We start from the raw sequence: 26089 nt of genomic DNA, 5'->3' as shown, positions 1-26089 counted from the left end.
CAATGCGTGCCGCAGGAGTGCGCGGCGGCGAGGCCAATGTGGAGTTAAGTGTATAGGAATTAACTGTCCCGTCCTTGTGTAGATAGACGAGTAAGCCTAGGATCACAACCAGTGGTTGCCCGATTCGGAGGTATCTGTGCGATTTACTCGTTGTCTCGTAGTGTTTGCTGGCTTACTCGGCACACTGGCGGCATTGCCGGCCTTCGCCGCCATTGATTGCAGCGCCGAAGTGACGGCGAAGGTCAGTGCAACGCGAAGTGGCTACAGGCTGGACCGGCGGAGTGACAAGTTCATTCAGACGGTCACATTCAAGAATAATGGTGCGGCGGTGGTGCAGGGGCCGCTGTACTTTGCGCTGCAGAATCTGACTAGCGGAGTGACGCTGGCCAACTCAGCGGGGGGAGCGGGCTGTGCGGGGGCGCTGGCGAGCGCACCGACGATGGCGGTGAATGTTGGTTCGGACAACACGCTGATGCCCGGTGAGACGGCGGCGGTGGTGCTGCAGTTCACGAATCCATCGTATGCAGCGATTGCGTACACGGGCAGGGTGTTTGCGGGGCTGGCGACCTTGGAACCGATCAGCGGCATTACGGTGTCGCCGGACGGATTTCCGATCAACACGCCGACGAACGTAACCATGCGTGCACTGGTGCCCTACCCGTCGGGCTCACCCAAGCCGACGGTGACGGTGGTGCGGGTGGATGCCGGCAATAACGTGATTGGGACGATTGGAACGATGTACGACAACGGTGCGCTGGGGAACGGCGATGAGATCCAGGGAGACGGGATCTTCTCTATGATCGCCGGCATGAGTTCGGCGGCGGAGGAGACGTACCGGTTGAAGGTGAAGTCGGTGGATGGAGGAGTGACGACGCTGTCGAACCTGTTCACGGTCCTGGCCTACAAGCCGATTGCGGATTCGGAGTTCAATGCCCTGACGCTGTTGCAGCAGAATGCGTTGAAGAACTTCAACGACAAGGTGGGCACGCTGGGGAAGAACGGCGCGCTGCAGGATACGTTGAACAAGATTCTGGCGGACGGGACGGTGGACCAGGCTGGCTTCTCAGGCGGAGACAACGGGATCTGGATTGTATACAAAGGTGGGATCCTGGGCGGCCTGATGTTGAACCCGGGAGGGACGCTGGGCGGCCCGGCGCAGGAGCAGGCGCAGTTGACGGCGCAAAGCGGGTTTGGCATGAAGGCGCCGGTGTCGATGGCCAGCGCGGGCAATGTCGAAGTAGGCAACAAGAAGGTATTGCTGTTGTCCCCGTACTGGGCGAGCCTTTCGGGCGTTGACCCGAACGCGAGCATGAAGACATTGTTCGAGGGGTCAACGTGTCCGAAGTACGACGTGACCTGGCTGAAGGACGCCGCGGTGACGGTGGATGCATTCAAGATGCTGAAGAACTATGGCGTCTACATTCACTACGGACATGGGGGCACTTACTACAGCGGGATCCTGAACACGTGGCAGGACGAATTCGGCTGGAGCTTCTGGGGCGCGCAGGTGGTGATCCTGACTGGTCAGACGGCCACGACGGCGAACAAGGCAACGTATCAGACCGATTTAAAGAAGGGGCGACTCGCGATCCTGACCGGAGACAGTGCGAATTACGCGATTCTGCCGTCGTTCATCAGCTACTACAACAGCGGGATGCCGTCGAGCCTGGTGTTCATCAACGCGTGCCGTTCGTTCTACAACAGCACGATGGCGAATGCATTCACGGGGGCGGGGGCGAAGACGTACCTGGCGTATAGCGAGTATGTGAATGTGGACTTTGCAGCCGAAAGAACCAAAGACTTCTTCAACAAGTGGGTGCTGGATTCGACGAACCTGGTGACCACGGGTGAGTCGTTCACGGCCGGGTTGAAGGACGGCAACACTCCGCCGGCGGAGTGGAAGATGACGGGCGCGACCAACCTGGAAGCGGGGTTGGGGAATGAGCTGCAGAACGGTGATTTCGAGTCCGGCAACCTGGGCGCCTGGACGGCGGAGGGCGACGGGCGCGTCGTCACCCAACTGGGCGGCTATTTCTATCCCCAGGATGGCGTCCAGATGGGGATCATTTCGACTGGCCTGGGTTACACGACGTCGTCGGGCCAGATCAGCCAGAAGGTTTGCATGCCGAAGGAGGCGAAGACGCTGACGTTCAGTTGGAACTTCACCTCGGAGGAGTTCAAGGAGTGGTGCGGAACACAGTATCAGGACTTCTTCCGAGTGTCGGTGACAACAGAATCGGGAACGACGAACCTGATGTACGTGAACGTGGACTCCATCTGCGCGGCGACTTACAAGGTGCCGTTCAGCTTTGACCGGGGTGATGCGTACAGCAATGGCTGGAAGACGGCGTCATTGAACGTGGCGGCCATTGCGACAGCCAACGAAGGCAAGCCGGTGACGCTGACCTTCGCGGCGGGTGACGTGGGTGACAGCATCTACGACACGGCGATCCTGCTGGACAAGATCGTGATCAACAAATAGCCCTGTGCCTGGAGGGGGCACCGCGGACCGTCACGGCGCCCTCTTCTGAAGGAACTTGTGAACTGGTTTCTGCTTCTACTCGGGTGCGTGTGGTTGACCGCCGGCGCGGCGCGAGCGGCGGATGGAGTGCGTGTTCTGGTGCACGAGAAGGGCCAGACGCGGACATTGACCGGTGCGGCGGCGGACGCGGTGCAGCATGAATGCGAACGATTGCTGGCAGGAGCAAAGAACCGCATGTTGTTGTTGGTGACTCCGGACAGGATCCAGGCAGTGGAGCGGAAGGCGGCCGCGGTGGAGGTGATTTATCCGGAACCGGCGCTGTTGGAGCTGGAAGGCCGGCAGGTGCGGGTTATGGCGCTGCTGGTCCCACTGGGTGGATCGCTGCCGGAGAACCTGATGGTGTACCGACTGGAGGGCGGCCGGGCGTATAGCGCGACTGATCATGTCCTGTGTGAGCACGGCACTGAGGCCTTGAAGCAGGTTCTCAAAGCAAACAATTTCAAACTGAAGTGATTTGGAGGAATGGATGTCGGCATATAGAAACTTGATGGCCAAGGCGGCCGCGGGCGCGTTGCTGCTGTTGTTAATGGCAGTGCCTTCGCAGGCCGCTGTGATTCTGGTGAGTATTGATACAACGCCGCTGATGACGGGGGTGACCGGTCCGTATTCGATTGAGTTCCAGCTGGTGGACGGGGACGGCATCGCCAACAACACGGTGACGATTGATTCGTTCACCTTTGGAGGAGGGTCGGCGAGCGGGGCGGCAACAGTGCTGGGCGGCGTGACGGGCGACCTGTCCAGCAGTGTGGTGATGAACGATACGTCGTTCTTCAACACGTTCTACCAGCCGTTTGTGCCGGGCAATCTGCTTGCCTTTCAGGTGACAGTGACCGGCAACTACGTGGCGCCGACACCGGACGGCTTCTCATTCGCGATTCTGAACGGCTCACTCCTGGAGGTGTCGACTACCGGCATGGCGAACGAACTGGTTTTCGTCGACCTGAAGACTCCTCCAGTGATCAGTCAGTATCAGGGGATCGCCGTTGGCGATGACCCGGTGCTGGGCGCGGCGACGGCTGACTTTCAGGGTGTTCCCGAGCCGTCGACAGGGCTCATCTGCCTGGTGGGACTCGGGCTTCTGGCCCTGCGGGCGCGCAAGAGGTAAGACCCTGGAAAGGGTGGCCGGGGGGAGGGTATCGGGCCTCCGGCCACCTCTGATTTGCGTGAGCTCAGGCAAACGCGGCATCGGCGCCGGCGATAACGATGGAGCCGGGCAGCACAAGGATCGGCCTGCGCTCCACGACCTTGTCTTCCTCGAGAATCTCCTCCGGCTTGGGCGAGTTGTAAGTCATGGACGAGACGCGATTTTCCAGGATGGCATCCTTGAAGTCCTGCATGCCCTCGCCCACCGCCACGATGCGCAGTCGGTCGTAGCGAAGATGGCGGCGAATCGCGGCGTTCACCTCCTCCAGCGTCAACTGGGACAGGCCGGCCCGCACATAATCGGGATACGCCGGGATGCCGTAATAGGCGCTGTCCACCGCATACCCAAGCTCCTCTGATTTCGTCTTCAGCAGCAGGTTGACGTATTTCGAAAGGAAACTGCGGGCGCGCTGGAACTCGTCCTGCGACAGCCCTCCGGTGACGAAGCTTTCGAGCTCGTGGAGGGCCAGCCGGAGAGCGAACAACGACTGTTCCCGATCCACCGGGCGGATCCAAAGCTGGAAGATGTCGTTGGCGCGCGCATGGTTCGGACTGGGCTGGAGGGTGTACATCCCTCCAGGGAAGTATTCGATATAGGCGTAGTCGCCATAGTTCAGGCCGCGATACTGGCGCATGCGCGTGAAGAGGCGGCCGCTGCTCATGCGGTGCTGGCCTAACGCGGAGGTCGCCAGCAGCAGGGCCGGGTAATCGGGATGGCCGCGGCGCACTTCGATGGGGAACCCCAGCGAGATCGCAACGCCGCGGGCCGGCTTCTCCAGCAAATAGAGTTCGGTCTCAGCGACTGGCGGCGCAGGCGGAATCTCGACGCCGGCACGGGCCCGGAGAGGAAGCGCCGAGAAGTCCTTGCGGAGGCGCTGCTCGAAGCCATCCGGGTAGCCGCCGCCGATGGCGATGATGAGGTTCGAGGACGCAAATTCAGCCAGGTAGAAGGCCTTCAACTGATCCAGGGCCAGGGCCTGCAAGGAGGAGACGGTTCCGGCGTCGTGGCGTTCATAAGGATGGCCCTGGTAGATACGCTGGTAGAGGATCTCCTTGGCGAGTTCCTCATCGTTCTGGCCGCGGAGCTCCACTTCCAGCATGTTGACGGCATCGTCAGTCAGGCGGGCAAAGTCGTCGGCGCGCCAGCCAGGATCGAGCAACATGCCACGGAAGATCTCATAGAACTCTTCCAGATGATCGGCGTGGACCTCGGCGGTGAAGGTAATGAGTTCCTTATCCACCTGGCAGCCGACGGAGAGGCCCATGGGGAAGAAGGCGTCGAGAATCTGCTTGTAGGTGAGGGTGCGGCTGCCGCCCCCGGCCAGCATCATGGCGGTCATCCAGGCAACGCCGCCCTGGTTCGGTGGATCCTGCGACGCTCCGGTCTGGAAGACCACGCGGAGGCTGATGAGCGGCGTGGTGTCGGGGAGAGTGATGAACTTCACTTCGCGTCTCCATTGGCGAGCGTAACGATGGTGCGGCCGTTGGGCTGAAAGAAACGGGCGGCGACGGTTTGCAGGAGCTGCGGCGTGACCTGCTCGTAGAGGTAAAATAGACGGTTGATGGTCTCCGGCGTGCGGCGCAGCGAGACGTAATGCGCGAGCGTCGAAGCAATGGCTTCGCTGTTGTCGAGGCTGAGAGCGAAACGGTAGCGCAGATGGCTTTTTACGTTCGCCAGCAGAGAGTCGTCGACGGGCGTTTCCGCAAAGCCGCGCAAGGTAGCGAGGATGGACTCGCGGACGTCCGGCACCATCGGGTCCTCCTTGACGCGAGCCATGACGGTGAAGAGGTAGGGATCGACGTGATCGGCGTTGCTGGCCCAGAGGAGGTCCACGCTCTGGTCCTCGATGACAAGCTTTTCGTAGAGCGGCGAGCTTTCCGAGAAGCCAAGGAAGCTGATGATGTCGAGGGCGGCCCCATCAGTAATTTCGTCGCTATACGCAGGTGAGTGGTGGGCGACGAGCAGATAGGGCAGCGTGTGCGTGGGCCAGGGGATGTGCGCCTCGCGCGGCGAGGATTGAGCGGGCTCGACAGCAGGCGCACAGATGTAACTGCCGCGCTGCCATGCGCCCCAGTGCCGCTCCACCTGGGCGCGGACTTCGGCGGGGTCGACATCGCCGGCCACGATGAGAGTGGTGTACTCGGGGCGGTAGAAGCGGTCGAAGAAAGTACGGCTGTAGTCGTACATCTGCGGCATGCGCTCGATGTCGCGCAGGAAGCCCATGGTGGTGTGTTTGTAGGTATGCGCGTCAAAAGCCGTGTCGCGCAGGACCTCCATGAGCTTGTTGATGGGCTCGGTGCTGTCCTTGTTGTACTCGCCGAGGACGGCCAGGGCTTCGGTTTGAAATCCTTCTAGTGGATAGTCGAGGTGCTGGAAACGATCGGCCTCCATGGCCAGCAGGGTTTCGAAGTCCTCTTTCGTGAGGGTCGTGTGGTAGACCGTGCGGTCGTCATCGGTATAAGCGTTGGACGAGGCTCCGGTCTCCTGGAGCACGGCCTCATACCGCTCTGGCGGGAAGGCGGGCGTCCCGCGGAACATCATGTGTTCGAAGAAGTGGGCAAAACCGCTGCGGCCCTCCTCCACTTCATTGCGCGAGCCGGCCTGCACCACGATATAGAGGCTGACTACCTGGGGGTAGGGCGCGGGGACGGTAATGAGTCTCAGACCGTTGGGGTAGTCGTGTTGGTCGTAGTCGTAGGCGAAGATCTTTGCGTCAGCCATCGGCTTCCTCTTGCAGTTTCGAACCGGACTCCGAGGTCCAGCAGTAATTCGTCGGTCCAGGGGGCGCCAATCAGTTGGACGCCCGCGGGCATTCCTTCAGGCGTGCTGAGCATGGGGACGACCAGGGCCGGCATGCCCAACAGGTTCCAGGGCGAGACAGGCCGGATGGCTTCCATCAGGTCCATGGGGCACTGGCGATGGGGATAGGCCGTCACGCCAAAGGCGGGGGCGACCAGGACGGCGTCGGAGCCCAGGAACTCCAGCAGGCGGGCGCGCATGCGATCGCGCTCCAGCAGGATGCCCGCCAGGCGCGATGCATCTACAGTTTCGCGAGCGTAGCGGGTGAGTTCCAGGCCAGTCCACGAGCAATCCTCTTCCCTGCCCCGCACCATGTGGCGAATACCCGCGGTGAGGTAGTCGACGAAAAGGAGGCGCCACAATTCATGGGCCTTCTCGATCAGGGCGAAAGGGAACTCCTCGACACAGTGGCCAAGGCCGCTGAGGAGCGTGACGGCCTGTTCGGCCGCCTGGGCGCAGGCGGGCTCAGTACGGTAGCCGGTGATGACGAAGATGCGGGCGTGGCGCGACGGCTGGGGCGGCGGGAGCACCGGCGCGGAGAAGGGGTCGCGGGGGTCGTAGCCAGCCAGCACTTGAAACAGCAGGCGAACGTCCGCGGCCGTGCGCGCCATGGGTCCGGCCACGCCCATGAAGCCGGTGGGATGCGCGATTTCGGGCCAATGCCCTCCGGCGCCGACGCGTCCGGGCGTGGGTTTGAGTCCGCAGATGCCGCAAAAGTGCGCAGGTTCCCGAATGGAGCCGCCGCCGTCGCTGCCCACCCCGCCGGCTGACATGCCGGAAGCGATGGCCGCCGCTTCCCCACCACTGCTGCCGCCGCTGGTGCGGGTCTCGTCCCACGGGTGATTGGTGCGGCCGATGAGGCGGTTGTCCGTCTCGTAGTAGTAAAGAAATTCGGGCGTCGACGTCTTGCCTATGAGGATGGCGCCCGCGTCGAGCAGGCGTTCGACGGCGGTGGAGTGCCGAGAGGCGACGGCCTCGCTGCGCAACAGGCTGCCGCAGTTCGTCACGCGTCCGGCGATATCGAAGGAGTCCTTCACCGTGACAGGAACGCCCGCCAGAGGGCCTGACAGAGGGCCCCGGGCCTGAGCGCGTGCCTGCTCCGCATAGACTTCTATGAAAGCGTTGATGCCCGGGTTTCTGGCCTCAATCGTATGGAGATGGATGTCGGTGAGTTCGAGGGGAGAGATGGAACCTTGCGCCACGGCGCCCGCCATCTCTGTGAGTCCCAGCAAATCGAACATTCCAACAGGGTAGCAACTGTATGGCCGCTGCTACACTGGGCATAGTGGAAGCCCTTTCTTTTCTGAAGGCCCGGAGTGAGGTGCTGGCACGCGTGCGGGCCGCGCGTGTCACTCCACATATGGAATTCCTGCCGCTGGAGCAGGCCACCGGCCGCGTGCTGGCTGAACCTGCTTTCGCGGATCGAGACTACCCTCCGGAACCACGCTCGATGCGGGATGGGTTCGCGGTGCGCGCGGCCGACCTGCCAGGCACCTTCACCATCGTCGGAGAGGTCCGGGCCGGACAGTCCTCGGATTGCCGGGTGGAGCCGGGCGAAGCCGTCGAGATTATGACCGGCGCGTCGGTGCCTGAGGGCGCCGATACGGTCGTGATGGTCGAGCACACCACGGTGGCAGGCGATCGCGTGGATGTGCCGAAAGCACTGGAGATGGGCGCCAACGTGAATCCACAGGGGCGCGATGCCGTGGCGGGCGCGCTGATCCTGAGGCCCGGCATCCGCCTGGGGTATGCGGAGATCGCGCTGCTGGCATCGATCGGCCAGGCGGAAGTGGCGGTCTACAAGCGGCCGCGCGTGGCGATTCTGGCGACCGGCGACGAACTGGTGGAGGTGGAGACCAAGCCGGAGCCACATCAGATCAGGAATTCGAACACGTGGTCGCTGGCGGCGCAGGTGATTCGGGCCGGAGGCGAGGCGGTGGTCCTGCCCGTGGCTCCGGACGAACTGGAGATCACCAAGGAGCTGATTGCGAACGGCCTGGAGTGCGACGTGCTGCTGCTGTCGGGCGGTGTCTCGGCAGGCAAGTACGATCTTGTCGAGACGGCCCTGCACAGTTTCGGCGCGGAGATGTACTTCGACCGCGTGCTGATCCAGCCGGGACAGCCGTGCGTGTTCGGACAAGCCCAGGGCACGTTCTTCTTTGGATTGCCCGGGAATCCGGCGTCGACCATGGTGTGTTTCGAGATCTTCGCCCGCGCGGCACTGGAACTGATCAGCGGAGTCGTCGAACCGATGCTGGCGATTACCGGCGCGCAACTGAAGTCGCCGTTCCGGCAGAAGACCGGCTTGACGCGGTTCCTGCCGGCGCGGTTGGACGAAGAAGGATTGCTGACGCCGATTGGGTGGTCAGGGTCGGGCGATATCGCGGCGCTGACCCGGGCGAACGCTTACCTGGTCTCGGATCCGGAAAAGGGCGAGTATGCGGCTGGTGATTGGATTGGAGTGATGGCGCGATGAAGAAGAAGCTATCGCATTACGATGAGGCGGGCGTGGCGCGGATGGTGGACGTCAGCGAGAAGTCAGCCACCAAGCGCACGGCTCAGGCACGCGGCTTTGTGCGGATGAAGGCGGCGGTGCTGAAGGCCCTGCCTGACAACCCCAAAGGGAATCCGCTGGAAGTGGCGCGGATCGCCGGGATCATGGCGGCGAAACGAACCCACGAGCTGATTCCGTTGTGCCACCCGTTGGCGCTCTCGCATGTTGATGTGGACGCCAAGGTGAAGAAAGATGGCATCGCGGTGGAAGCCACCGTATCCACGACTTCGCAGACCGGGGTGGAGATGGAGGCGCTGACGGCCGTGAGCGTGGCGGCACTGACGATTTACGACATGACGAAAGCCCTGGACAAGTCGATCACGATTGAGCGCATCGAGCTGGTGGAGAAGTCGGGCGGGAAGTCGGGGCACTACAAGCGGTGATCCGGGCGGCCGTTCTCACCATTTCTGATTCCACCTGTGCCGGGACGCGGGAAGACCTATCCGGACCGGAGTTGGCCGGACTCTGCGAGTCTCAAGGCTGGACGGTGGTCCACAGGCAAGCCTTGCCTGACGAGGCCGTGCAGATTAGTGCAGCCGTGGCGGAGTGGAGCCCCCGATGCGAGCTCATCCTGACCACCGGCGGCACGGGCGTGGCCACCCGGGATGTCACTCCGGAAGCCACTAAGGCAGTGCTGGAGAAGGAGTTGCCCGGATTGGGCGAGATCATGCGAACGGCCGGCCTAAAGTACACGCGGAGGGCCGTTTTGTCGCGCGCTGTAGCTGGAACGAGGGGGCAGTGTCTCATCGTGAACCTGCCGGGATCGCCCAAGGGAGCCCGGCAGTCGATGGATGCTATCTTGGATCTCGTACCCCACATTGTGGAATTGCTGGCGGGCAACACCGCCCATTCCGAAGCGGGTCCAGACGAATCGAAACGCCGGTAGGTCCTGAAGCATCCAACTCTATGATGAGAATCGTCCTTTTGATCGCCACCATCTGTCTGCTGCCCATGCTGCCGGCGCAGACGCAGACGAGGATCATGCCGGGCACACCGGCCCCCAAACCGCCAGACCAGAAGAGGGTTGCTCCGGGGACGCCGGCGCCTAAGGACGAAGGGCAAAAGCCCGACGCCCAGAAGGCAGACGAAGGCGATACCGTATTCCGGACGCAGGTTCAGGTCGTGCTGGTGCCGACGACGGTCACCGACAAGAAGGGCAACACCGTCAACGGGTTGAAACCGCAGGACTTCGTCCTGCTGGACAACGAAAAGGCGCAGCAGATCAGCCGCGACGTCACGTTCCTGCCGTTGTCGATGGTGGTCTGCATCCAGCGCAGCAGCAACGTGGATATGGTGCTGCCGAAGATCAAGCAGATGGGCAACGTCATGCACGACCTGCTGATTGGCCAGGACGGCGAGGCGGCCGTGATCGGCTTCGACCATCGCGTGGAGGTTTTGCAGGATTTCACGAACGATGCCGAGAAGATCAACGCCGCGGTGGAGAAGCTGAAGCCGGGCAGCCGGACCAGCCGGTTGAACGACTCCATCCAGGAAGCAGCCCACATGTTGCGGTCGAAGAAAGACCGCCGCAAGACGATTCTGCTGGTTTCCGAGACGATGGACCGCTCGAGCGAAGCCAAGGTGAAGGAAGTGGCCACCGAGCTCCAGTTGTACAACATCGACGTGTTCACGCTGAACATCAGCCGCATCATCACGCGCTTTGGCGAGAAGCCCGGCGTTCCACGGCCCAACCCTTTCCCTCCGGGCTCGCGCCCGATGCCCGGCATCGTCAGCAACGATCCGACGACGCAGAGCCAGGTGTTCGGCGCCCCCGGCTATGGAGTGGACTTCGTTCCGGTGATCGAAGAGATTTTCACGGCGACCAAGGCCATTTTCATCAAGAATCCAGCCGAGGTCTACACGCAGTTCACTGGTGGGCGGGAGTATTCGTTCATGTCCCAGAAAGATCTGGAGAATGCGATTGCGGCCATCGGCTCAGAGATACGTGCGCAGTACATTTTGTCTTACTCGCCGAATAACAAAATCGAAGGCGGGTTCCACAAGATCCAGGTGACCGTGAACCGGCCCGGCCTGAAGGTGCGGACGCGGCCCGGCTATTGGATGGCCGGCGTTCCGAACTAACTGGGAAGTAAAGACTTAGGAGTCAGCCACCGCCCCCTTGGGGTCGCAGTTCGCAGCCGGATCCGGCGCGGCGATTGCGACAGCCAGGGGGCGGTTCTGTTTGTGCCGGGGCAAAAAACTGGCCGGTCATCGGAGGAGGTGATGGCCGGCCGTTTAATTTGGAGGAGGAGAAACTTGTTCTCTACCCCTTTATTGTCTAGTCCCCCTCATGAACTGACTATCCCCTGAGGGATATAGGACGTGTCTTTATTGTACTAGTACTCACATATCCTTGTGAAATGCCATGGCGCCAAAACTGACGACACTCTCCGGGTCGATGTTCCAGTGCTCGTAGTGCCGGAGCTGACCGACCGCCTGAGGGACGCTGCTGAGGAACGTGTAGAAGGGGGCGCTGCCGCACCACTTCAGGTCATCGTGGTTGGGCTGGACGCGATCCCAGAAGCCCCGAGCGTCGCCGAGCGCCAGTTGTTCGATGCGCTCCTTATCCCGTGCTGCCACGGCCAGCATCTCGCCGGTATGCGCTTCCGCCACAAGCTCGTCACCGTAGCGGCGGCCCATGTGGGCCATGTCGACACCGAGCACCCAGTGCAACCGCTGGGCCTCTCGGGCGTAGAGATCACCGAGAGCCTCGAAGAACTCGGCTACGCCGTCGTCGTCCTCGGGCTTTCCGCCCACGTAGAGACTCTTCCCGAACGGGCCGCACAGGATGGGGAGCACCTTCACGTTGGGGCCATAGATCGACTGCAGGAACACGATCTGGAATTCGATGGAATGCTCGATCGCATGGCAGTAATCTTCCATGCGGACCGCGCGAGGCGCCTTGGCGGCGAGGCGGTTCACCAGATCGAGATCGGTCTGGGCCGTACCGAACGGCGTGACGAACTGCTTACGGGTGAGACCAAACGTCTCAGGCTGGCCATAGTGCGACGTACCCAGGACGATGAAGGTCTTGTCGGCGAGATCAGGCGTGAGGGCCTGATAGGCGGCGCGGTAGGAATCCCAACCACCGTCGGGGCTGACGTGCGGAGCGGCGATGCCGATGAGTCCGCCGGCTGCCGCGGCAGGGCGGGCGCCGCCGCTGTCCATATTCTCGGTCATCCAGGCGGCGAGTTCGGCGGGATCGCCCGGATAGGCGACGTTGGCGTGGGCCGGTTCGCGGATGCCGGACTCGGCGAAAGCCCGCTCCGTCGCGGCGCGCATCTCATCGAATCGTTCGCCCTCGAGGAAGCCCGCCTGATCGAGAGATTCCAGCAGGTGGCGCTGCAGCTCGCCGACGCGGACATCGCCGGTCATTTCGAGCAGGACACGGCACATGGCGTCCTCGGTCTGTTCTCCGTCGAACATGGAGAGGACGGGCACGAGGGGCGGCGGGATGATGAGCGTGACGTCGGAGTAGTGGAACGGGTCACGCATCAGCAGGCCAGGCCGGTCCTCGACGGGGGAAGGCATGAAGTCGAGGTCCATGCGCAGGCGCGGTAGAGGTTTAGACACCACTCCATCATAATGAGATTTCATGAAGCTGCTCCTGGGCAAGACCATACTGATAACCGGTGCGACAGGCGGACTGGGCGAAGCCGTGACAGCCGCATTCGTGGAAGCCGGCGCATTTGTTGCGGCGTCGGCGCGGAAAGTAGACAGTTCCAATCCCGCACAATTGGCGGTGCCCGCTGACCTGACAACGGCGGAAGGCGCGGAGGCCGCGGTACGGACGGTGCTGGAAGCACGTGGTCAATTGGACGGCGTGGTGCACGTGCTGGGCGGGTTTGCGACGGACGGTGAGACGCAGGATACGTCGGAACAGACCTGGGATAAGATGTTTGCGCTGAATACACGGGCGCCGTTCCTCGTGTTCCGGGCCGCGCTGAAACCGATGCGGGCCGCTGGACGCGGGCGGATTATCGCGATTGGCTCGCGCGCCGGAGAGACAGCGCCAGCCGGGCTTTCCGCGTATGCGGCCTCAAAGGCGGCGCTGGACTCCCTGGTGCAGGTCATCGCGGCGGAGAACAAGTTTACCGGCATCACGGCGAATGTCGTGATGCCTTCGACAATCGACACGGCTGCGAACCGGGCGGCCATGCCGGACGCGGATTTCACCAGGTGGGTGAAGCCGGATTCGATTGCCGGACTGCTGGTGTGGCTGGCCTCGGACGCCTCAGCGGACGTGAGTGGCGCTTTGATTCCTGTCTATGGAAAGGCTTAGTCGATGAAGAAACTGACTGCGGTACAACTGCGGGCGGGCTTGGCCAAGCTGCCTGAATGGAAATTGGCGGATGGCAAGCTGCATCGGGAGTATAAGTTCCCGGACTTCACACACGCCTTTGGGTTTATGGCCCTGGCTGCGACCTCCGCTGAGCGCATGGGCCACCATCCTGAGTGGTTTAACGTCTACAACCGCGTGGTGGTGGACCTCTCCACGCACGACGCCGGCGGCATCACGAAGAAAGACCTGGAACTGGCCGGACTGATGGAATCGTTCGCGAAGAAACTGCAATGAAGTTGATACAACTCGCTCCGCTGTGCGCTCTCGTGGCGCAGACGCTACTGGCTCAGGCGCCCGTTTCCTATTCGGCATCGCCGGATGTGGACCGCGTAATCGAAGAAGCCATTAAGGAAGACCGGATTCCCGGCGCCGTCGCCCTGATCGGGCAGCCGGGCAGGATCCTGCACTTCAAGGCCTATGGCAATCGGGCGTTGGTGCCGTCCGTGGAGCCCATGACGCTGGACACGATCTTCGACGCGGCCTCGCTGACCAAGGTGGTCGCCACCACCTCGTCGATCATGAAGCTCTTTGACGAGGGACGCATCCGGCTGAACGACAAGGTGACTGTATATTTGCCGGGCTTTCAGGGCGGCAAGAGTGACATCACGATCCGGCAGTTGCTGACGCACTTCTCTGGCCTGCGGCCAGACCTCACCCTGACACCGGAATGGTCGGGTTACGAAACGGGCATCTCCAAGGCGCTGGTGGACAAGCCGGTGGCCGAGCCCGGTGAGCGCATGATCTACTCCGACATCAATTTCGAGCTGCTCGGCGAGATTGTCCATAAAGTGAGTGGTGTACCGCTGGACGAGTACGCGCGGCGGGAGATCTTCCTACCGTTGGGCATGAAGGAATCGATGTTCAATCCGCCAGCCTCGTGGAAGCCTCGAATCGCCCCCACCGAGATGTGGAAGGGCGCGGTGCTGCGTGGTGTCGTGCACGACCCCACCTGCCGCTTCATGGGGGGCGTGGCGGGCCATGCCGGGCTGTTCACGACCGCCATGGATCTCTCGAGATTTGCCACTTTCATGCTGAATCTGGGCCAGGTGGAAGGCTCGCGAGTCGTTTCGCCACTGACGGTGAGGAAGTTCACTGAGCCGCAGACCCCACCCCTGCAGACGACCATGCGCGGGCTGGGCTGGGATATCGACTCGCCGTTCTCTGGCAATCGAGGGGAATTATTTCCCATCGGAAGTTATGGACATACGGGATTTACCGGTACGTCCATTTGGATGGATCCTTACACTAAGACCTACGTCATCCTACTCACCAACAGCGTCCACCCGCATCTGCGGCCGGCGACCACGGCGTTGCGGGCCAAGGTGGCGACCATTGCGGCGGCGGCGGCAGGCATCGACGTTCAGAATGTCAACCTCACTGGATTCAATGAGTTGCTGCCAGCGCGGGCAGTGGGACGGACCGTTGAAACATTAACAGGTATTGATGTTCTGGTGCAGGAAAGGTTCGCGCGGCTGGCCGGCAAGCGCGTGGGCCTGATCACGAATCACACGGGACTTACCCGCACCGGCGAGCGGAATATCGACGTTATGCTGGCGGGCGGAGTGAAATTGACGGCGCTGTTCTCGCCGGAACATGGGATTTCAGGCAAGGAAGACCAGGAGAACGTCGCAAATGCAAAAGACGACAAAACAGGTCTTCCAGTTTACAGTCTTTACAAAGGGGAAGACCGCACGCCGGGGCAGTCGGTACTCAAGGGTGTAGAGGTACTGGTGTTCGATATTCAGGATATCGGTACGAGATTCTACACATATCCTTCCACAATGAAGAACGCGATGAAGGCGGCTGCCGCCGCAAAAATTCCGATTCTGATACTGGACCGCCCAAACCCCATCACAGGCCTGCATGTCGAGGGTCCGGTCCTGGAGGAAGACAAGCTTTCGTTTGTAGGCTGCGCTACACTTCCGCTGCGGCATGGCATGACCATGGGGGAACTGGCCCGGTTTCTGAACGAGGAAGACGGGATCCATGCCCGGCTGGAAGTAGTAAAGCTGAAAAATTGGAGAAGGGCCGACTGGTTTGATGCCACAACCCTGGGGTGGGTGGATCCTTCACCGAATATGCGCAGCCTCACTGCGGCGCTGCTTTATCCCGGCATCGGGATGCTCGAATACGCCAAGAATTATTCGGTGGGGCGCGGGACGGACGCCCCGTTCGAGCAGGTGGGGGCAGACTGGATCAACGGTCCTCAGTTGGCAGCGTACTTGAACCACCGGATGGTGCCTGGGGTAAGGTTCTATCCGACGCGATTCACACCGGCGGCCTCGAATCTGAAGGGAAAACTTGTGCAGGGCGTCCGGTTTGTGATCCTGGACAGGGAAGGATTCTCTTCGCTGCGGCTGGGGCTGGAACTGGCTGTCGCTTTGCAGAAGCTCTATCCGGGGAAGATCGACGTGAACCTGAACCGCAACCTAATTGGTTCAAACGAAACGATGGAGGCGATCGGACGAGGGGAAGATCCGAGGAATCTGGAACCAAAGCTACAGGAAGAGCTGCAGCCTTTTCTGGAGAAGCGGGCGAAGTATCTGCTGTATCAGTAGAGCCTGCTAGCGCCGGAGGATAACAAAACGGGGCCTGACCGGCGATTCCGCGGTCTGGGCCCCTTTTTGTTTCTCCTCCAAACCAGGTGCGCTAGCACCTAATCGGCCGGCTGGCTGGCAGACTTGGGGGGGCGGCCCCGACGCTTGGGTGTAACCACCACTTTCTCGTCAAGTTTCTTCTTGTTAATTGCCGCCATCCAGGCCGGGGGGCGCCCACGCCGCTTGCCCTGACCCCGGGCCAAGCGTTCGAGGGTCAGAATTGCTTCCTCAATCGCCTCGCGTTCCTGGCGTAAGTCCGCCAACATTTTCATTACGTCCATTGTCATGCTCCCTGCGTTTCTGACCCGGCTGGATTCATGTCTTGCGTCGAGGCAGTTCTGAAATCGGAACAGAACCGACCTCCAGTCCAGGTCTACACGCAGTTGTACCCCATTTTGTGCTAGGAAACAAGATTCTTGTTCTGAAAACAGAACAGAACTTCAAAAGATGGCACGACGGGAGGGTTTCAGTGGCCCTTGGCGAGCTGTCGTTTCCAGTGACGGTAAAAAGGGAAACCGGCAGCAATCAAAACGAGGCCGAGGATGGATTCCCGCGGCGAATTCCGCAGCGTGAAATACAAAAGCAGGACCGCCACCAGTACAAATAGAACCGGTACCACGGGATATCCGAGAGTTCGGTAGGGCCGGTGCAGATCGGGCCGCTTCCGGCGCAGAACAATGACCGCCGCCGTCGCCATGCCGTACAGAATCCAACTGGGAAAGATCACCAGATTCAGCAATTGGTCGTAGCGGCCGCTGAGCAACAGGACGCACGACCAGCCGCTCAGGGCCAGTATCGAGAAGCCCGGCGTGCGATGGGCTTCGTTGACCGCGGCGAAGCGGCGGAAGAAATAGCCGTCGCGGGCCAGGGCGTACGGCACACGGGATCCAGTGAGGATCGAGCCGTTGAGAGCGGCGAAAATCGAGACCATGGCCGCAATCGAGACGGCGTTGGCGCCCCAGTTGCCCAGGACGCGGTGCATCATGGTGGCGGCTACACGGTCTGAATGCCCCACCTCGTTGGCGTTCAGCACATGGAAGTAGGCGAAGTTGGTCGCCAGATAAATGGCAACTACGGCGAACGTGCCATAAATCAGGGCCAGCGGCAGATTTCGTTGAGGATTCTTCACCTCGCTGGAGACCATGCTCACATTGTTCCAGCCGTCGTAAGCCCAGAGCGCGGCGACGAGGGCGGCGAAAAACCCGGCTGTTCCGCCGGTAGCGCCGACGAAGGCCCCGCCCGCATTCGGTCCGGAGCTGCCGAAGATTCCAACACCAATAATGCCGCCAATCAGGCCGACTTTCAGGATGGTGACGCCGATCTGCACGCCGCCGCCCACCTTGACCCCGAACCAATTCAGCACGGCCAGGGCCAGAATCAGCGCAATGGCGAACAGTTGTCCGGTGCGGACTTCCAGAGGGGCGAAGTTTTCGCCGAGTGGCAGGGGGATGACGAACGCCGTGACGCCGAGTTCGGGGCGGAAATTGGCCAGGTAGAGATAGAAGCCGGTGGCCAGAGTGGCAATGGAGCCGCTTTTGGCTACCCACATCTGCGTCCAGCCATAGAGAAAGCCCCAGAACGGCCCGTACGCTTCGCTTAAGTAGTTGTACTCGCCGCCCGCTTCCGGCAGCATCGCGGCGAGTTCGGCATAGGTGAGCGCGCCGGCCAGGGAGAGGATGCCGCCGAAAATCCAAACGGCGAAGAGCATCCAGGGGTCGCCCACCTGCTGGATCATTGTCTTCGGCACGAGGAAAATTCCGCTGCCGATTACGGTACCGACGACGATGGAGGCAGCGCCCCAGAGGCCCAGATCCCTACGCAGTTGTGCCAATCGATTTCTCCCTGAGAATCCAAGATGCGATCAAAGCGGTGCCCGCGGTAACGATGGTGCCGATGAGCACGTACCAGGTCCAGGCAACGGGTGTAGCAAATTTAATATAGAGATTGACCGCAAGGCCAGCGGTCATACCGATCATCGCTGCTCGTTCGCGGACGTTCTTCGTCAAAACGCCCAACAGGAACACACCCAGCAGCGCGCCGTAGAGGATGGATGCGATGCCGAGACCGGCTTCCAGCACACTGCTCACGCTGCGGGCGAGCAAACCGATTACAAACAGGACGCCGCCCCAGGCGACAGTGGCCCATTTGGCGAGGCGCAAATAAGAGGATTCCTGGCGGCCCGGGCGCATGACACGGTAGAAATCCATGATCGTGGTCGACGCCAGGGCGTTGAGGGCCGCGCTGAGGTTGGACATGGCCGCGGCGAGGATGGCGGCGATGACGAGACCGGCGACCCCGACAGGCAGGGAGTTCCAGATGAACTGCGGGTAGATGCGGTCAGCCGGTTTCGGGGGCACTTGGCCGGTATTGCCGTAGTAGACCCAGAGGATCAGGCCGATCACGAGAAAGAGCGTGAATTGGAAGAGAATGACAATCCAACTGGAGAAGAGGGCGAGTCGGCTCTCGCGCTCGTTGCGGGCGGAGAGGAGCCGCTGCACCATCAGTTGTTCCGTACCGTGGCTGGCCGTGGTGAGGAAGCAGCCGCCCAGGAAGCCGGCCCAGAAAGAGTAGGGCTGCTTGAAGAACTCCATGGTCCAGGCGAAATGGAAGTCGAAGATGTGCAGTTTGCCCGCGGTATCGGCCGCCTGCCACACCTCGGGCCAGCCGCCCGGGATCTTCCCGAGGATGACAAAGAGGCTGACGATCGCTCCGCCGACGTAGAGAACCATCTGAACCACATCGGTCCAGATGACGGCGGTCATGCCGCCTTCAAATGTATAAAACAGCGTCAGGCAGACGATCAGGACAATGGAAGCCACCTCTCCGGTGCCCAGGATGATGGAAACCACGATAGAGATGGCGAAGACGCGCACGCCCTCGGCGAGGGCGCGAAGGAGGAGGAAAGTACCCGCGGTCAGCTTGCGGAGGCGGGGACCGAAGCGGCGCTCCATGAGCTCATAGGCGGTAAAGAGTTCGCCTCGAAAGTAGTGGGGCAGGAACAATGTGGAGATAAAGATCCGGGCAAGAAGGTAGCCCAAAACCACCTGGAGGAAGCCGAAATTTCCGTAGTAGGACAGGGCAGGAGTGCCGATGACGGTAAGGGTGCTGGTTTCCGCCGACACGATGGAGAAGCCGATCGCCCACCAGGGAGTATTGCGCCCGCCCAGGAAGTAGTCGCGCAAGCTCTTCTGCGACTCCTTGAAACGGGAGCCAAACCAAGTGATCCCGATGAGATACAAGACGATGACCGCCAGGTCGAAGTACCGCATGATGAGTTACCAGATTCTCACATTGGGCCTGGAAGCGGGATCGGCCGCCAGGGCCGTCCCGCCGGCCGCGGCCTGCCAGGCGAAAGGTGGCCATCCATTGTGCCTGCGCATTTGATAGTGTGGAAAGCCGCGGGCGGGAACAATTTAGGAACCGTCAGCATCTAACCGGCAGTCAGTACTATGATGATGAGTTTAACGGCCTGGTTCTCAGGCTTGCGGCTGAATCAGCCCTTCGGCTATACTCCGCAATTGCGAAGCTGGTGGGCGAGCAGGGTTCCCAGTCGTGGCCCGGAGCCTGCAAGGATTGCATCTGACCCGACCTTTAGGAGGCATGTGGTGCTGTTTTCATGGAAACGTGCAGTTGTGGGAGTCGCTACGGCTTCGCTGCTTGGTCTTACCCTCTGGGGCCAGGCGGCTGCGCCGCAGTGGAAGGATCGAGCCGAATACGACCTAGTCGAATCGATCAAGAAAGAGACCAATGCTCAAACCAAGCTGGGCTTGATTCAGAGCTGGGAGCAGAAATATCCCACTTCTGACTTCAAGGAAGGCCGCTATGAGCTGCTGGTCGGAACCTACCAGGCCCTGGGCAATGCCAAGGGCATGCTGGAGACGTCCAAGGCGTGGCTGGCCGCGAACCCGAAGGCGGTTCAGGCGTTGGTTTGGGTGAACCTGCTGACGATCAGCATGAACGACACCTCCGATCCGGCTCTCGATGCCGGGGAGAAGGCGGCGAAGACGATGTTGGGCCTGATGGACGATACTTTCAGTCCGGCCCGCAAGCCTGCACAGGCGACAGACGATCAGTGGAAGCAGCAGCGGACCGGCACGGAATCCGTTGCTTACCGCACACTCGGCTGGGTTGCCCTGCAGAGGAAGCAGTATGAAGAAGCCGACAAGGAACTTCTGGAAGCGCTGAAGCGGAATCCGGGCGATGCGCAGGCCTCGGCCTGGGCCGGCACGGCGAATCTGCGCACCAAGAAGCTGGAACGGCAGGGTGTAGCGCTCTTCCATTTCTGCCGCGCTGCGGTATACGAAGGCGCGGGTGCCTTTCCCCAACAGACTCGCGATCAACTCCGGAAATCATTCGAGAATAACTACAAGAACTTCCATGGCGACACCAACGGCATGGATGACGTCATCGCGAAGGCGAAGGCCAGCCCGATTCCCCCCGACGGCTTCAAGCTGGAATCGAAGGATGAACTGCTGATCAAGCAGGAAGAAGAGCTGAAGAAGACCAACCCGACACTGGCTCTGTGGATCAGCATCAAGCACAGCCTCTCCGCCGAAAATGGCGCGGCTTACTTCGATTCGACCCTGAAGAATGCGGCGATTCCCGGCGGCGTGGACGTCGGCGGGACGAAGGTGGAGAAGTTCAAGGGCAAGGTTGTCAGCTGCGATGCGCCCAAGAAGGCGAAGAAGATCGTGCTCGGGATCAGTTCCGCCGACATGAGCGAAGTGACGCTCCTGTTTGAGAACCCCCTGGCGGTCTGCCCGGATCCCGGCCTGGAACTCGAGTTCAGTGGAGCTGCCTCGGCGTTCACGCCGGAGCCGTTCAACCTGACGATCGAAGTCGAGCCGAAGGACGTCTCCGGTTTGCCCGCTCCTCCCGCGCCGTCCGCCCGCAAGGCGGCCCCGGCGAAGAAGGCCGCACCGAAGAAGTAGACGCTTCGCTAGCTGGTTTGATGTTGAGAAGGGCGGGCCCCGCGTGGGTTCGCCCTTTTACTTTTTGATCTCAATCACAGCCTCACCTGCGCGGCGGAGGGCGGTCGAGGTTGCCGTGGATTCGGCCCGGAAAGAATCAGGCTGTAAGTCACCCGGTCCCAGAAACCCATTTTTTGGCCGCTCCGCCCGATCGCGTGCATGTAGGAAAAGAAACGTTGCGCGGTTGCAGGCAGCGCCCGCACCGGTTCGATCGCCCCCAGCCCCAAGGAGGCCATGACCAGTACGGCGCCGGCAAGCACCGGAGTAGAATTTCCGAACTGTATTGGCCTGCTCACATCTTCTACGACGCTGAAACAGCGCGCGAAGTCCGAGGGCTGGACTTTAAGATCTGTAAAACCAGCCAAGGGGGACCACGGCAAGGCTGCCCGCGCAATAATCTGTTCCATACCGCGCGCCCCGGTGTCTCATCCCGACAGTTCCAACTGGAGGGTGTTAATGAAGAGATTTCTGGGTACCGGGATTTTCTGCCTGGCCCTGGCCGCACTGCCGGCCAGCGCATTCAGCAGCGGACCGCGGGTGCGCTTTACGGGAGCGCCCGGTGACAATCCGCTCGCCTGCACACAGTGCCACGCGGGCACTTTGAATTCGTTCAGCGGTTCAGTCAGGGTAGTCTACCCCGGCGGTACCTCTTACAAGCCAGGCGCGACCTACAGGCTTCTGGTTCAGGTCCGGGATCCCGAACAGTCCCGCTGGGGCTTTGAACTCACCGCCCGTCTAGCCTCAGAGCCTGTAAACGGACAGGCCGGAGACTTGAACAATGTCGACGGCAACGCCCGCGTCCTGTGCGACGGCAGCGTCGCCGGAACACCGAAACCCTGTTCTCCCGCCACGCCTGTGCAGTTCGCCGAGCATGTCGCGGCAGGCACCCGCCCGGGTACACCCAATGGGGTAGACTTCGAACTCGACTGGACGGCGCCGCCCGCCGGTTCCGGTGCAGTCACGTTCTACGTGGCGGGCAACGCCGCCAACAACAGCGGCACGCCGCAAGGCGACCACATCTACACCAGCAGCCTGAGCATCACGGAAGCCACCGGCAACGGCGGCGGCTTGCAAGTGCCCTCTACCGCCTACGACGTACGCCACATGACCTCCGACCTGACGGGCGGCTGGGGCGAGCGCGTCGATCCCAATCTGAAAGACCCGTGGGCCATCGCCCTGAGCCCGACGTCGCCTTTCTGGATCTCCAATGCGGGCAGCGGCACGGCCACCGTCTACGACACCAATGGCGCCCCGGCGCCGGCGGCGAATCCCCTAATCGTGAAAGTTCCGAATGGCGCGGGCAGGAACGGGCCAGGCCGTCCGACGGGCCAGATCTGGAACGGTACCGCGGGCTTTGAAGTGGGCAGCGGCAAACCGGCGGCGTTCATCTTCTCCACCGAGAACGGCGGCATCGCGGGCTGGAACCGGGATGTGGATCCGGGCAACGCGGTGCTGAAAGTCGACAACTCCGGCGCCGTCTACAAGGGCCTGGCGATGGGCGTCGGCAGCAGTGGACCGATGCTCTACGCTCCGAATTTCAGCTCCGGCAATATCGACGTGTTCGACTACACCTATCAGGCCGTGCCGGCTCCCGGAGGCTTCAAGGATCCCAACCTGCCGGCGGGCTATGCTCCGTTCAACATTCAGCGCTTCGGCAAGCGGCTCTTCGTGGCCTATGCGAAGCAGAACGAGGCGAAGACGCAGGATGTTCCGGGCGACGGCAACGGCATCATCAGTGTGTTCGACCTGGACGGCAACTTCCAGCAGCGGTTGGTGACCGGCGGCGTACTGAACTCACCCTGGGGCATGGCCATCGCGCCAGCGTTCTTCGGGGATTACAGCAACACCCTGCTGGTGGGCAACTTTGGCGACGGGCGCATCAACGCGTTCGATATGACGAGCGGCAAGCCTGTGGGGATGCTTTCCTACCGGGACGGCACTCCTGTGGCCCTGGAGGGCCTCTGGGGCCTCACATTCGGCAACGGACGCAGTGGTGGAGACGCTAACACACTGTATTTCACAGCAGCCGTTTCGGGCGGCCCATCCGGCGCCAAGGGCGACCACGGAGTCTTCGGCTCCATCACGGCTCTGCCTTAGTCTGTGATTGGGGTGGTTAGAGAGATCCACCCTGATCCCTGCGGCCGGCGCACGCGCTTGAGACTCTTTCAGCGCGTACGCCGGCCTTTTTGCGTCGGGTGCAGCCCCGCGGACGGATTTCGAAGACGATTGGCTGGCGCGGACCGAGCCGGCTAGATTCGGCCAACGGCGGGCCGGACGGGCCTCACCTGTTTCGGATTGGGACCGGAGAGAATCAGGCTGTAAGTGATCTTGTCCGAAAGGCTCAGCGTCTGCCCGCTTTTGTTGATGGCGCTCATGTAGGAGATGAAACGCTGGGCGGTGATAGGCAGCGCCCTGACAGGCGAGATCGCGGCCAGGCCAAGCAGGGTGAGAGCCAGCGCGGCCGATGCGACCACCGGAGTGCTTTTTCCGAACTGTTTATTTCTTCTCACAACACGTAAGACGAGCGAATCCATCGAACGGGCACTCCAGCGAACGTAAGGATCTGTAAATTATAGGAACGGCAGGCCTGCACACACGCAGACCTGCCAGTTCGTGGAGACGCCGCACCGCCGGCCGGATTTCAACGGCCGTTCTTCAGATGCGGGCCTGCGTGGGGTTGGGTTGCTTGGGATTGGGTCCCGAGAGCACCAGGCTGTAGGTAACTTTGTCCCACAGGCTGAGATGCTGGCCGCTCTGGTCCAGGGCGGTCATGTAACAGACGAAGCGCTGAGCCGTCGCGGGCAATGCACGCAACGGCGAAAGAGCACCCATGCCGGACAGGACGAGAGCGAGCACAGCGAGCGTCGCCATCGGGGCGCCGGTTCCGAACTGTGTTTGTCTCTTCACACCTAGTAATACGGTGGAAAAGGACGGATGTTAGCGCAAAGCTGACTTCAGATCTGTAAAAAGCCTGCGGGCGGCTTCGGCTTCGCCTGGTTGGGCCGGGCGTTCTTCGCCCTTGGCGACGAACCACGCCTGCCCCGCCCTGTCCACGAGGGCCGCAAATCCACCCTTTTCGCTCAGTAAGCCAGGTGAACCGATGGAGCCGAAACCTTCGCCACGGCGCTCCACCAGCACCACGCAGCCGTCGCGCGAGAAGACGAAATGCGATGGGGTTTGCGGCGTGGGGATAATTTCGATACCCGCGGCCGCCAGCTTTTCCAGTTGAATCAGGATGTCCGGGGTCACGGAAAACCTACATTTTATAGCGCCCGAAGTCCTCGTCGTTGAGCCCTTCCAGCCAGCGCCGGAGTTCCTCATTGGTCACCTTATCGGAGACATTGGCCGTGCTTTTCGAAGTCTTGAGGACCTGCTCCTCTACATAGATGGGGCAGTCCAGCCGCAGTGCGAGGGCCAGGGCGTCGCTGGGACGCGAATCGATGCTGATGATTTCGCCGTCGCGTTCCAGCCAGATGACGGCGTAGAACGTGTCGTCGCGCAGCTCGCTCACAACAACTTTGCGGACTCCTGTTTCGAGCCCCAGCAGCACGTTCTTGATCAGGTCGTGGGTCATGGGACGCGGGGTGCTCACCTTTTCGATCTCCAGGGCGATGGCGTTGGCTTCGTAAATCCCAACCCAGATGGGCAGGATCTGCCCGCCATTGGCATCCTTGAGAATCACGATGGGCATATTGGTGACAGGGTCCATCATCAGCCCGCGAATCTTCATCTCGACTTCCATTGGAGTCCCGCCTTCCTTACACCGCTATAGCACATTCGCCCACCAGAGAGTTCGGACCCGCGCGCGTGACCCGCACCGGCAGGTAGTTGCCGATCATCCGCTCACGCGGAATCACCGTGCCATCCGGACGCGGCGCGGTGGTGAAATTCAGGATCCGGTTCTGCGACGTGCGGCCGATCCACTGCCCGGTGGAGCTGTTGGAACCCTCCACCAGCACCTCCTGCCGCCCGCCCACCAGGTTGGTGTTGCGCCGCATCTGGATGGCGCGCTGGCGTTCCTGCAGGATGGTGAGCCGCCGGCTCTTCTCTTCCTCGGGGATCTGGTCCTCGAGCTTCAGCGCCGGCGTATTGGGCCGCTGCGAATACTTGAAGCTGAAAATGCTGTCGTACTCCACCTCGTCCAGCAGGTGGAGGGTATGCTCGAAATCCTCGTCGGTCTCACCAGGGAAGCCTACGATGATGTCCGTCGAGATGGCGATGTCGCGCTTCGCGTTCTTCATCCACTCGATGCGCTGCATGTACTGATCGCGTGTGTATTGCCGCTGCATGGCCGCCAGCACGCGCGACGAGCCGCTCTGGACGGGCAGGTGCACCTGGTTGCAGAGCGTCTCCGTACGGTCGATGGCGTCGATGATCTCTTTCACGAAATCGCGCGGATGGGACGTCGTGAAGCGCACGCGGCGGATGCCCGGCACGCTGCCCACGGCCTCCAGCAGGCGCGCGAAGTCCCAGCCCGCCGGCGAAGGGTCCCGGTAGCTGTTGACGTTCTGGCCCAATAGCTGGATCTCGGAATAGCCGCTCGAGGCGAGCTTCGCGGTCTCGTCGATCACGCTCTGCGAAGTGCGGCTGCGCTCAGGTCCGCGAGTGAAGGGGACGACGCAGTAGGCGCAGCTCTTGTCGCAGCCTTCGATGATCGTGATGTAGGCGCGGTGCGGGTTGTCGCGGCGGGTGAGGGGTGTTTCGAACGTGTCTTCAGTGTCCAGGCTCAGGCCGGTCACCTTGCGCTCGCCCGCTTCGATCCGCACCAGGAGTTCACCCAGCTTTGTATAGCTGGCTGAACCGACCACCAGGCTGACATGCGGAGCGCGCTCGAAGATCTTCTCGCCCTCCTGCTGGGCGACACAGCCGAGGACACCAAAAACCTTGCCCTTGACCCGCTTGCCTTCCTGCAGGCGGTGGAAGACCTTCTGCTCGGCTTTGTCACGGATACTGCAGGTGTTATACAGCACGAGGTCAGCCGCATCGGCGGTGTCGACCTGAGCGTAGCCACGCTGCTCCAGTGTGCCGATGACTTTCTCGGAGTCATGGACATTCATCTGGCAGCCGAAGGTTTCGAGGTAAAAGCTTTTCATAGCCCCTATCCAACAATTGTAGCGTTTTCTGTCAGATTCCCCCATGTC

General features: G+C 61.6%; 24 protein-coding genes. 12 read left to right on the top strand and 12 right to left on the bottom strand.

Features of this window, described 5'->3' with window-relative positions; translation table 11 throughout:
- The first annotated feature begins 136 nt into the window (after positions 1 to 136).
- The 3 genes from IRI77_RS04190 to IRI77_RS04180 are packed head-to-tail and all read left to right on the top strand — an operon-like array spanning position 137 to position 3647.
- Positions 137 to 2482, top strand: a complete 2346-nt coding sequence (locus IRI77_RS04190) for a choice-of-anchor L domain-containing protein (RefSeq protein WP_194450829.1) — start codon at positions 137 to 139, stop codon at positions 2480 to 2482.
- A gap of 57 nt (positions 2483 to 2539) precedes the next feature.
- Positions 2540 to 2995 (top strand): hypothetical protein, encoded by a 456-nt coding sequence (locus IRI77_RS04185; RefSeq protein ID WP_194450828.1) that lies wholly within the window; start codon positions 2540 to 2542, stop codon positions 2993 to 2995.
- Between the two features lie 13 nt (positions 2996 to 3008).
- Complete coding sequence (locus tag IRI77_RS04180) at positions 3009 to 3647, top strand: NF038129 family PEP-CTERM protein (protein WP_194450827.1); 639 nt, start codon at positions 3009 to 3011, stop codon at positions 3645 to 3647.
- A gap of 64 nt (positions 3648 to 3711) precedes the next feature.
- Here the strand turns inward: IRI77_RS04180 and IRI77_RS04175 are convergent, their stop codons facing one another.
- From IRI77_RS04175 to IRI77_RS04165, 3 genes are read right to left on the bottom strand one after another with little or no spacing between them, the layout of a single operon-like run.
- On the bottom strand, positions 3712 to 5130 hold the full coding sequence (locus IRI77_RS04175) for a M16 family metallopeptidase (RefSeq protein WP_194450826.1): 1419 nt from the start codon (positions 5128 to 5130) through the stop codon (positions 3712 to 3714).
- Positions 5127 to 6407 carry a M16 family metallopeptidase gene (locus IRI77_RS04170; RefSeq protein ID WP_194450825.1) on the bottom strand — a complete coding sequence of 427 codons (1281 nt, stop codon included), beginning with the start codon at positions 6405 to 6407 and terminating at the stop codon, positions 5127 to 5129. Before IRI77_RS04170 ends, IRI77_RS04175 begins: the two co-directional genes overlap by 4 nt.
- Positions 6347 to 7717, bottom strand: coding sequence for an amidase (locus IRI77_RS04165; protein ID WP_194450824.1), 1371 nt, complete (start codon positions 7715 to 7717; stop codon positions 6347 to 6349). Before IRI77_RS04165 ends, IRI77_RS04170 begins: the two co-directional genes overlap by 61 nt.
- A 29-nt stretch (positions 7718 to 7746) precedes the next feature.
- Here IRI77_RS04165 and IRI77_RS04160 point away from each other — a divergent pair, with 29 nt between their 5' ends.
- Genes IRI77_RS04160 through IRI77_RS04145 form a run of 4 tightly spaced genes read left to right on the top strand, consistent with a single transcriptional unit; the run spans position 7747 to position 11121 of the window.
- Entirely contained in the window at positions 7747 to 8961 is a 1215-nt protein-coding gene (locus IRI77_RS04160) for a molybdopterin molybdotransferase MoeA (RefSeq protein ID WP_194450823.1), read from the top strand.
- The gene (moaC, locus tag IRI77_RS04155; protein WP_194450822.1) at positions 8958 to 9422 is read left to right on the top strand and encodes a cyclic pyranopterin monophosphate synthase MoaC; all 465 of its coding nucleotides are present in this window, start codon (positions 8958 to 8960) and stop codon (positions 9420 to 9422) included. Before IRI77_RS04160 ends, moaC begins: the two co-directional genes overlap by 4 nt.
- Entirely contained in the window at positions 9419 to 9925 is a 507-nt protein-coding gene (locus IRI77_RS04150; protein ID WP_194450821.1) for a MogA/MoaB family molybdenum cofactor biosynthesis protein, read from the top strand. The genes moaC and IRI77_RS04150 overlap by 4 nt, the downstream gene beginning before the upstream one ends.
- Before the next feature lie 20 nt (positions 9926 to 9945).
- Positions 9946 to 11121, top strand: a complete 1176-nt coding sequence (locus IRI77_RS04145) for a VWA domain-containing protein (RefSeq protein WP_194450820.1) — start codon at positions 9946 to 9948, stop codon at positions 11119 to 11121.
- A gap of 261 nt (positions 11122 to 11382) precedes the next feature.
- On the opposite strand, the gene amrB is transcribed toward IRI77_RS04145, so the two are convergent.
- Entirely contained in the window at positions 11383 to 12612 is a 1230-nt protein-coding gene (amrB, locus tag IRI77_RS04140) for an AmmeMemoRadiSam system protein B (protein WP_194450819.1), read from the bottom strand.
- A gap of 22 nt (positions 12613 to 12634) precedes the next feature.
- Here amrB and IRI77_RS04135 point away from each other — a divergent pair, with 22 nt between their 5' ends.
- Genes IRI77_RS04135 through IRI77_RS04125 form a run of 3 tightly spaced genes read left to right on the top strand, consistent with a single transcriptional unit; the run spans position 12635 to position 15939 of the window.
- On the top strand, positions 12635 to 13321 hold the full coding sequence (locus tag IRI77_RS04135; protein ID WP_194450818.1) for an SDR family oxidoreductase: 687 nt from the start codon (positions 12635 to 12637) through the stop codon (positions 13319 to 13321).
- Positions 13322 to 13324: 3 nt separating this feature from the next.
- Complete coding sequence (locus IRI77_RS04130) at positions 13325 to 13615, top strand: 4a-hydroxytetrahydrobiopterin dehydratase (protein ID WP_194450817.1); 291 nt, start codon at positions 13325 to 13327, stop codon at positions 13613 to 13615.
- Entirely contained in the window at positions 13612 to 15939 is a 2328-nt protein-coding gene (locus tag IRI77_RS04125; RefSeq protein WP_194450816.1) for an exo-beta-N-acetylmuramidase NamZ domain-containing protein, read from the top strand. Before IRI77_RS04130 ends, IRI77_RS04125 begins: the two co-directional genes overlap by 4 nt.
- Positions 15940 to 16444: 505 nt before the next feature.
- Here the strand turns inward: IRI77_RS04125 and IRI77_RS04120 are convergent.
- Both IRI77_RS04120 and IRI77_RS04115 read right to left on the bottom strand, forming a co-directional pair.
- Positions 16445 to 17809: an APC family permease gene (locus IRI77_RS04120; RefSeq protein ID WP_194450815.1), complete on the bottom strand. Its 1365-nt coding sequence runs from the start codon at positions 17807 to 17809 to the stop codon at positions 16445 to 16447.
- Positions 17793 to 19247, bottom strand: a complete 1455-nt coding sequence (locus tag IRI77_RS04115) for a sodium:solute symporter (protein ID WP_194450814.1) — start codon at positions 19245 to 19247, stop codon at positions 17793 to 17795. Before IRI77_RS04115 ends, IRI77_RS04120 begins: the two co-directional genes overlap by 17 nt.
- A gap of 363 nt (positions 19248 to 19610) precedes the next feature.
- Between IRI77_RS04115 and IRI77_RS04110 the strand changes: the two genes are divergently transcribed.
- Positions 19611 to 20909 (top strand): tetratricopeptide repeat protein, encoded by a 1299-nt coding sequence (locus IRI77_RS04110; protein ID WP_194450813.1) that lies wholly within the window; start codon positions 19611 to 19613, stop codon positions 20907 to 20909.
- 74 nt (positions 20910 to 20983) lie between these two features.
- Here the strand turns inward: IRI77_RS04110 and IRI77_RS04105 are convergent, their stop codons facing one another.
- Positions 20984 to 21355: a hypothetical protein gene (locus IRI77_RS04105; protein WP_194450812.1), complete on the bottom strand. Its 372-nt coding sequence runs from the start codon at positions 21353 to 21355 to the stop codon at positions 20984 to 20986.
- A gap of 49 nt (positions 21356 to 21404) precedes the next feature.
- On the opposite strand from IRI77_RS04105, the gene IRI77_RS04100 reads away from it, so the two are divergent.
- Positions 21405 to 23045 (top strand): TIGR03118 family protein, encoded by a 1641-nt coding sequence (locus tag IRI77_RS04100; RefSeq protein ID WP_194450811.1) that lies wholly within the window; start codon positions 21405 to 21407, stop codon positions 23043 to 23045.
- Positions 23046 to 23197: 152 nt separating this feature from the next.
- On the opposite strand, the gene IRI77_RS04095 is transcribed toward IRI77_RS04100, so the two are convergent.
- The 5 genes from IRI77_RS04095 to miaB form a co-directional block, all read right to left on the bottom strand.
- The gene (locus tag IRI77_RS04095) at positions 23198 to 23458 is read right to left on the bottom strand and encodes a hypothetical protein (RefSeq protein ID WP_194450810.1); all 261 of its coding nucleotides are present in this window, start codon (positions 23456 to 23458) and stop codon (positions 23198 to 23200) included.
- A gap of 145 nt (positions 23459 to 23603) precedes the next feature.
- Complete coding sequence (locus tag IRI77_RS04090; protein WP_194450809.1) at positions 23604 to 23855, bottom strand: hypothetical protein; 252 nt, start codon at positions 23853 to 23855, stop codon at positions 23604 to 23606.
- A 30-nt stretch (positions 23856 to 23885) separates the two neighbouring features.
- The gene (locus IRI77_RS04085) at positions 23886 to 24197 is read right to left on the bottom strand and encodes a hypothetical protein (RefSeq protein WP_194450808.1); all 312 of its coding nucleotides are present in this window, start codon (positions 24195 to 24197) and stop codon (positions 23886 to 23888) included.
- 7 nt (positions 24198 to 24204) lie between these two features.
- Positions 24205 to 24690 carry a bifunctional nuclease family protein gene (locus IRI77_RS04080; protein ID WP_194450807.1) on the bottom strand — a complete coding sequence of 162 codons (486 nt, stop codon included), beginning with the start codon at positions 24688 to 24690 and terminating at the stop codon, positions 24205 to 24207.
- A 16-nt stretch (positions 24691 to 24706) separates the two neighbouring features.
- Positions 24707 to 26041 carry a tRNA (N6-isopentenyl adenosine(37)-C2)-methylthiotransferase MiaB gene (gene miaB / locus IRI77_RS04075; RefSeq protein WP_228486590.1) on the bottom strand — a complete coding sequence of 445 codons (1335 nt, stop codon included), beginning with the start codon at positions 26039 to 26041 and terminating at the stop codon, positions 24707 to 24709.
- Positions 26042 to 26089 lie beyond the last annotated feature (48 nt).

Source organism: Paludibaculum fermentans (assembly GCF_015277775.1).
Lineage (GTDB): Bacteria > Acidobacteriota > Terriglobia > Bryobacterales > Bryobacteraceae > Paludibaculum > Paludibaculum fermentans.
Note: the sequence above shows the minus strand (reverse complement) of the source record. Positions and strands in the feature narration are given on the sequence as shown.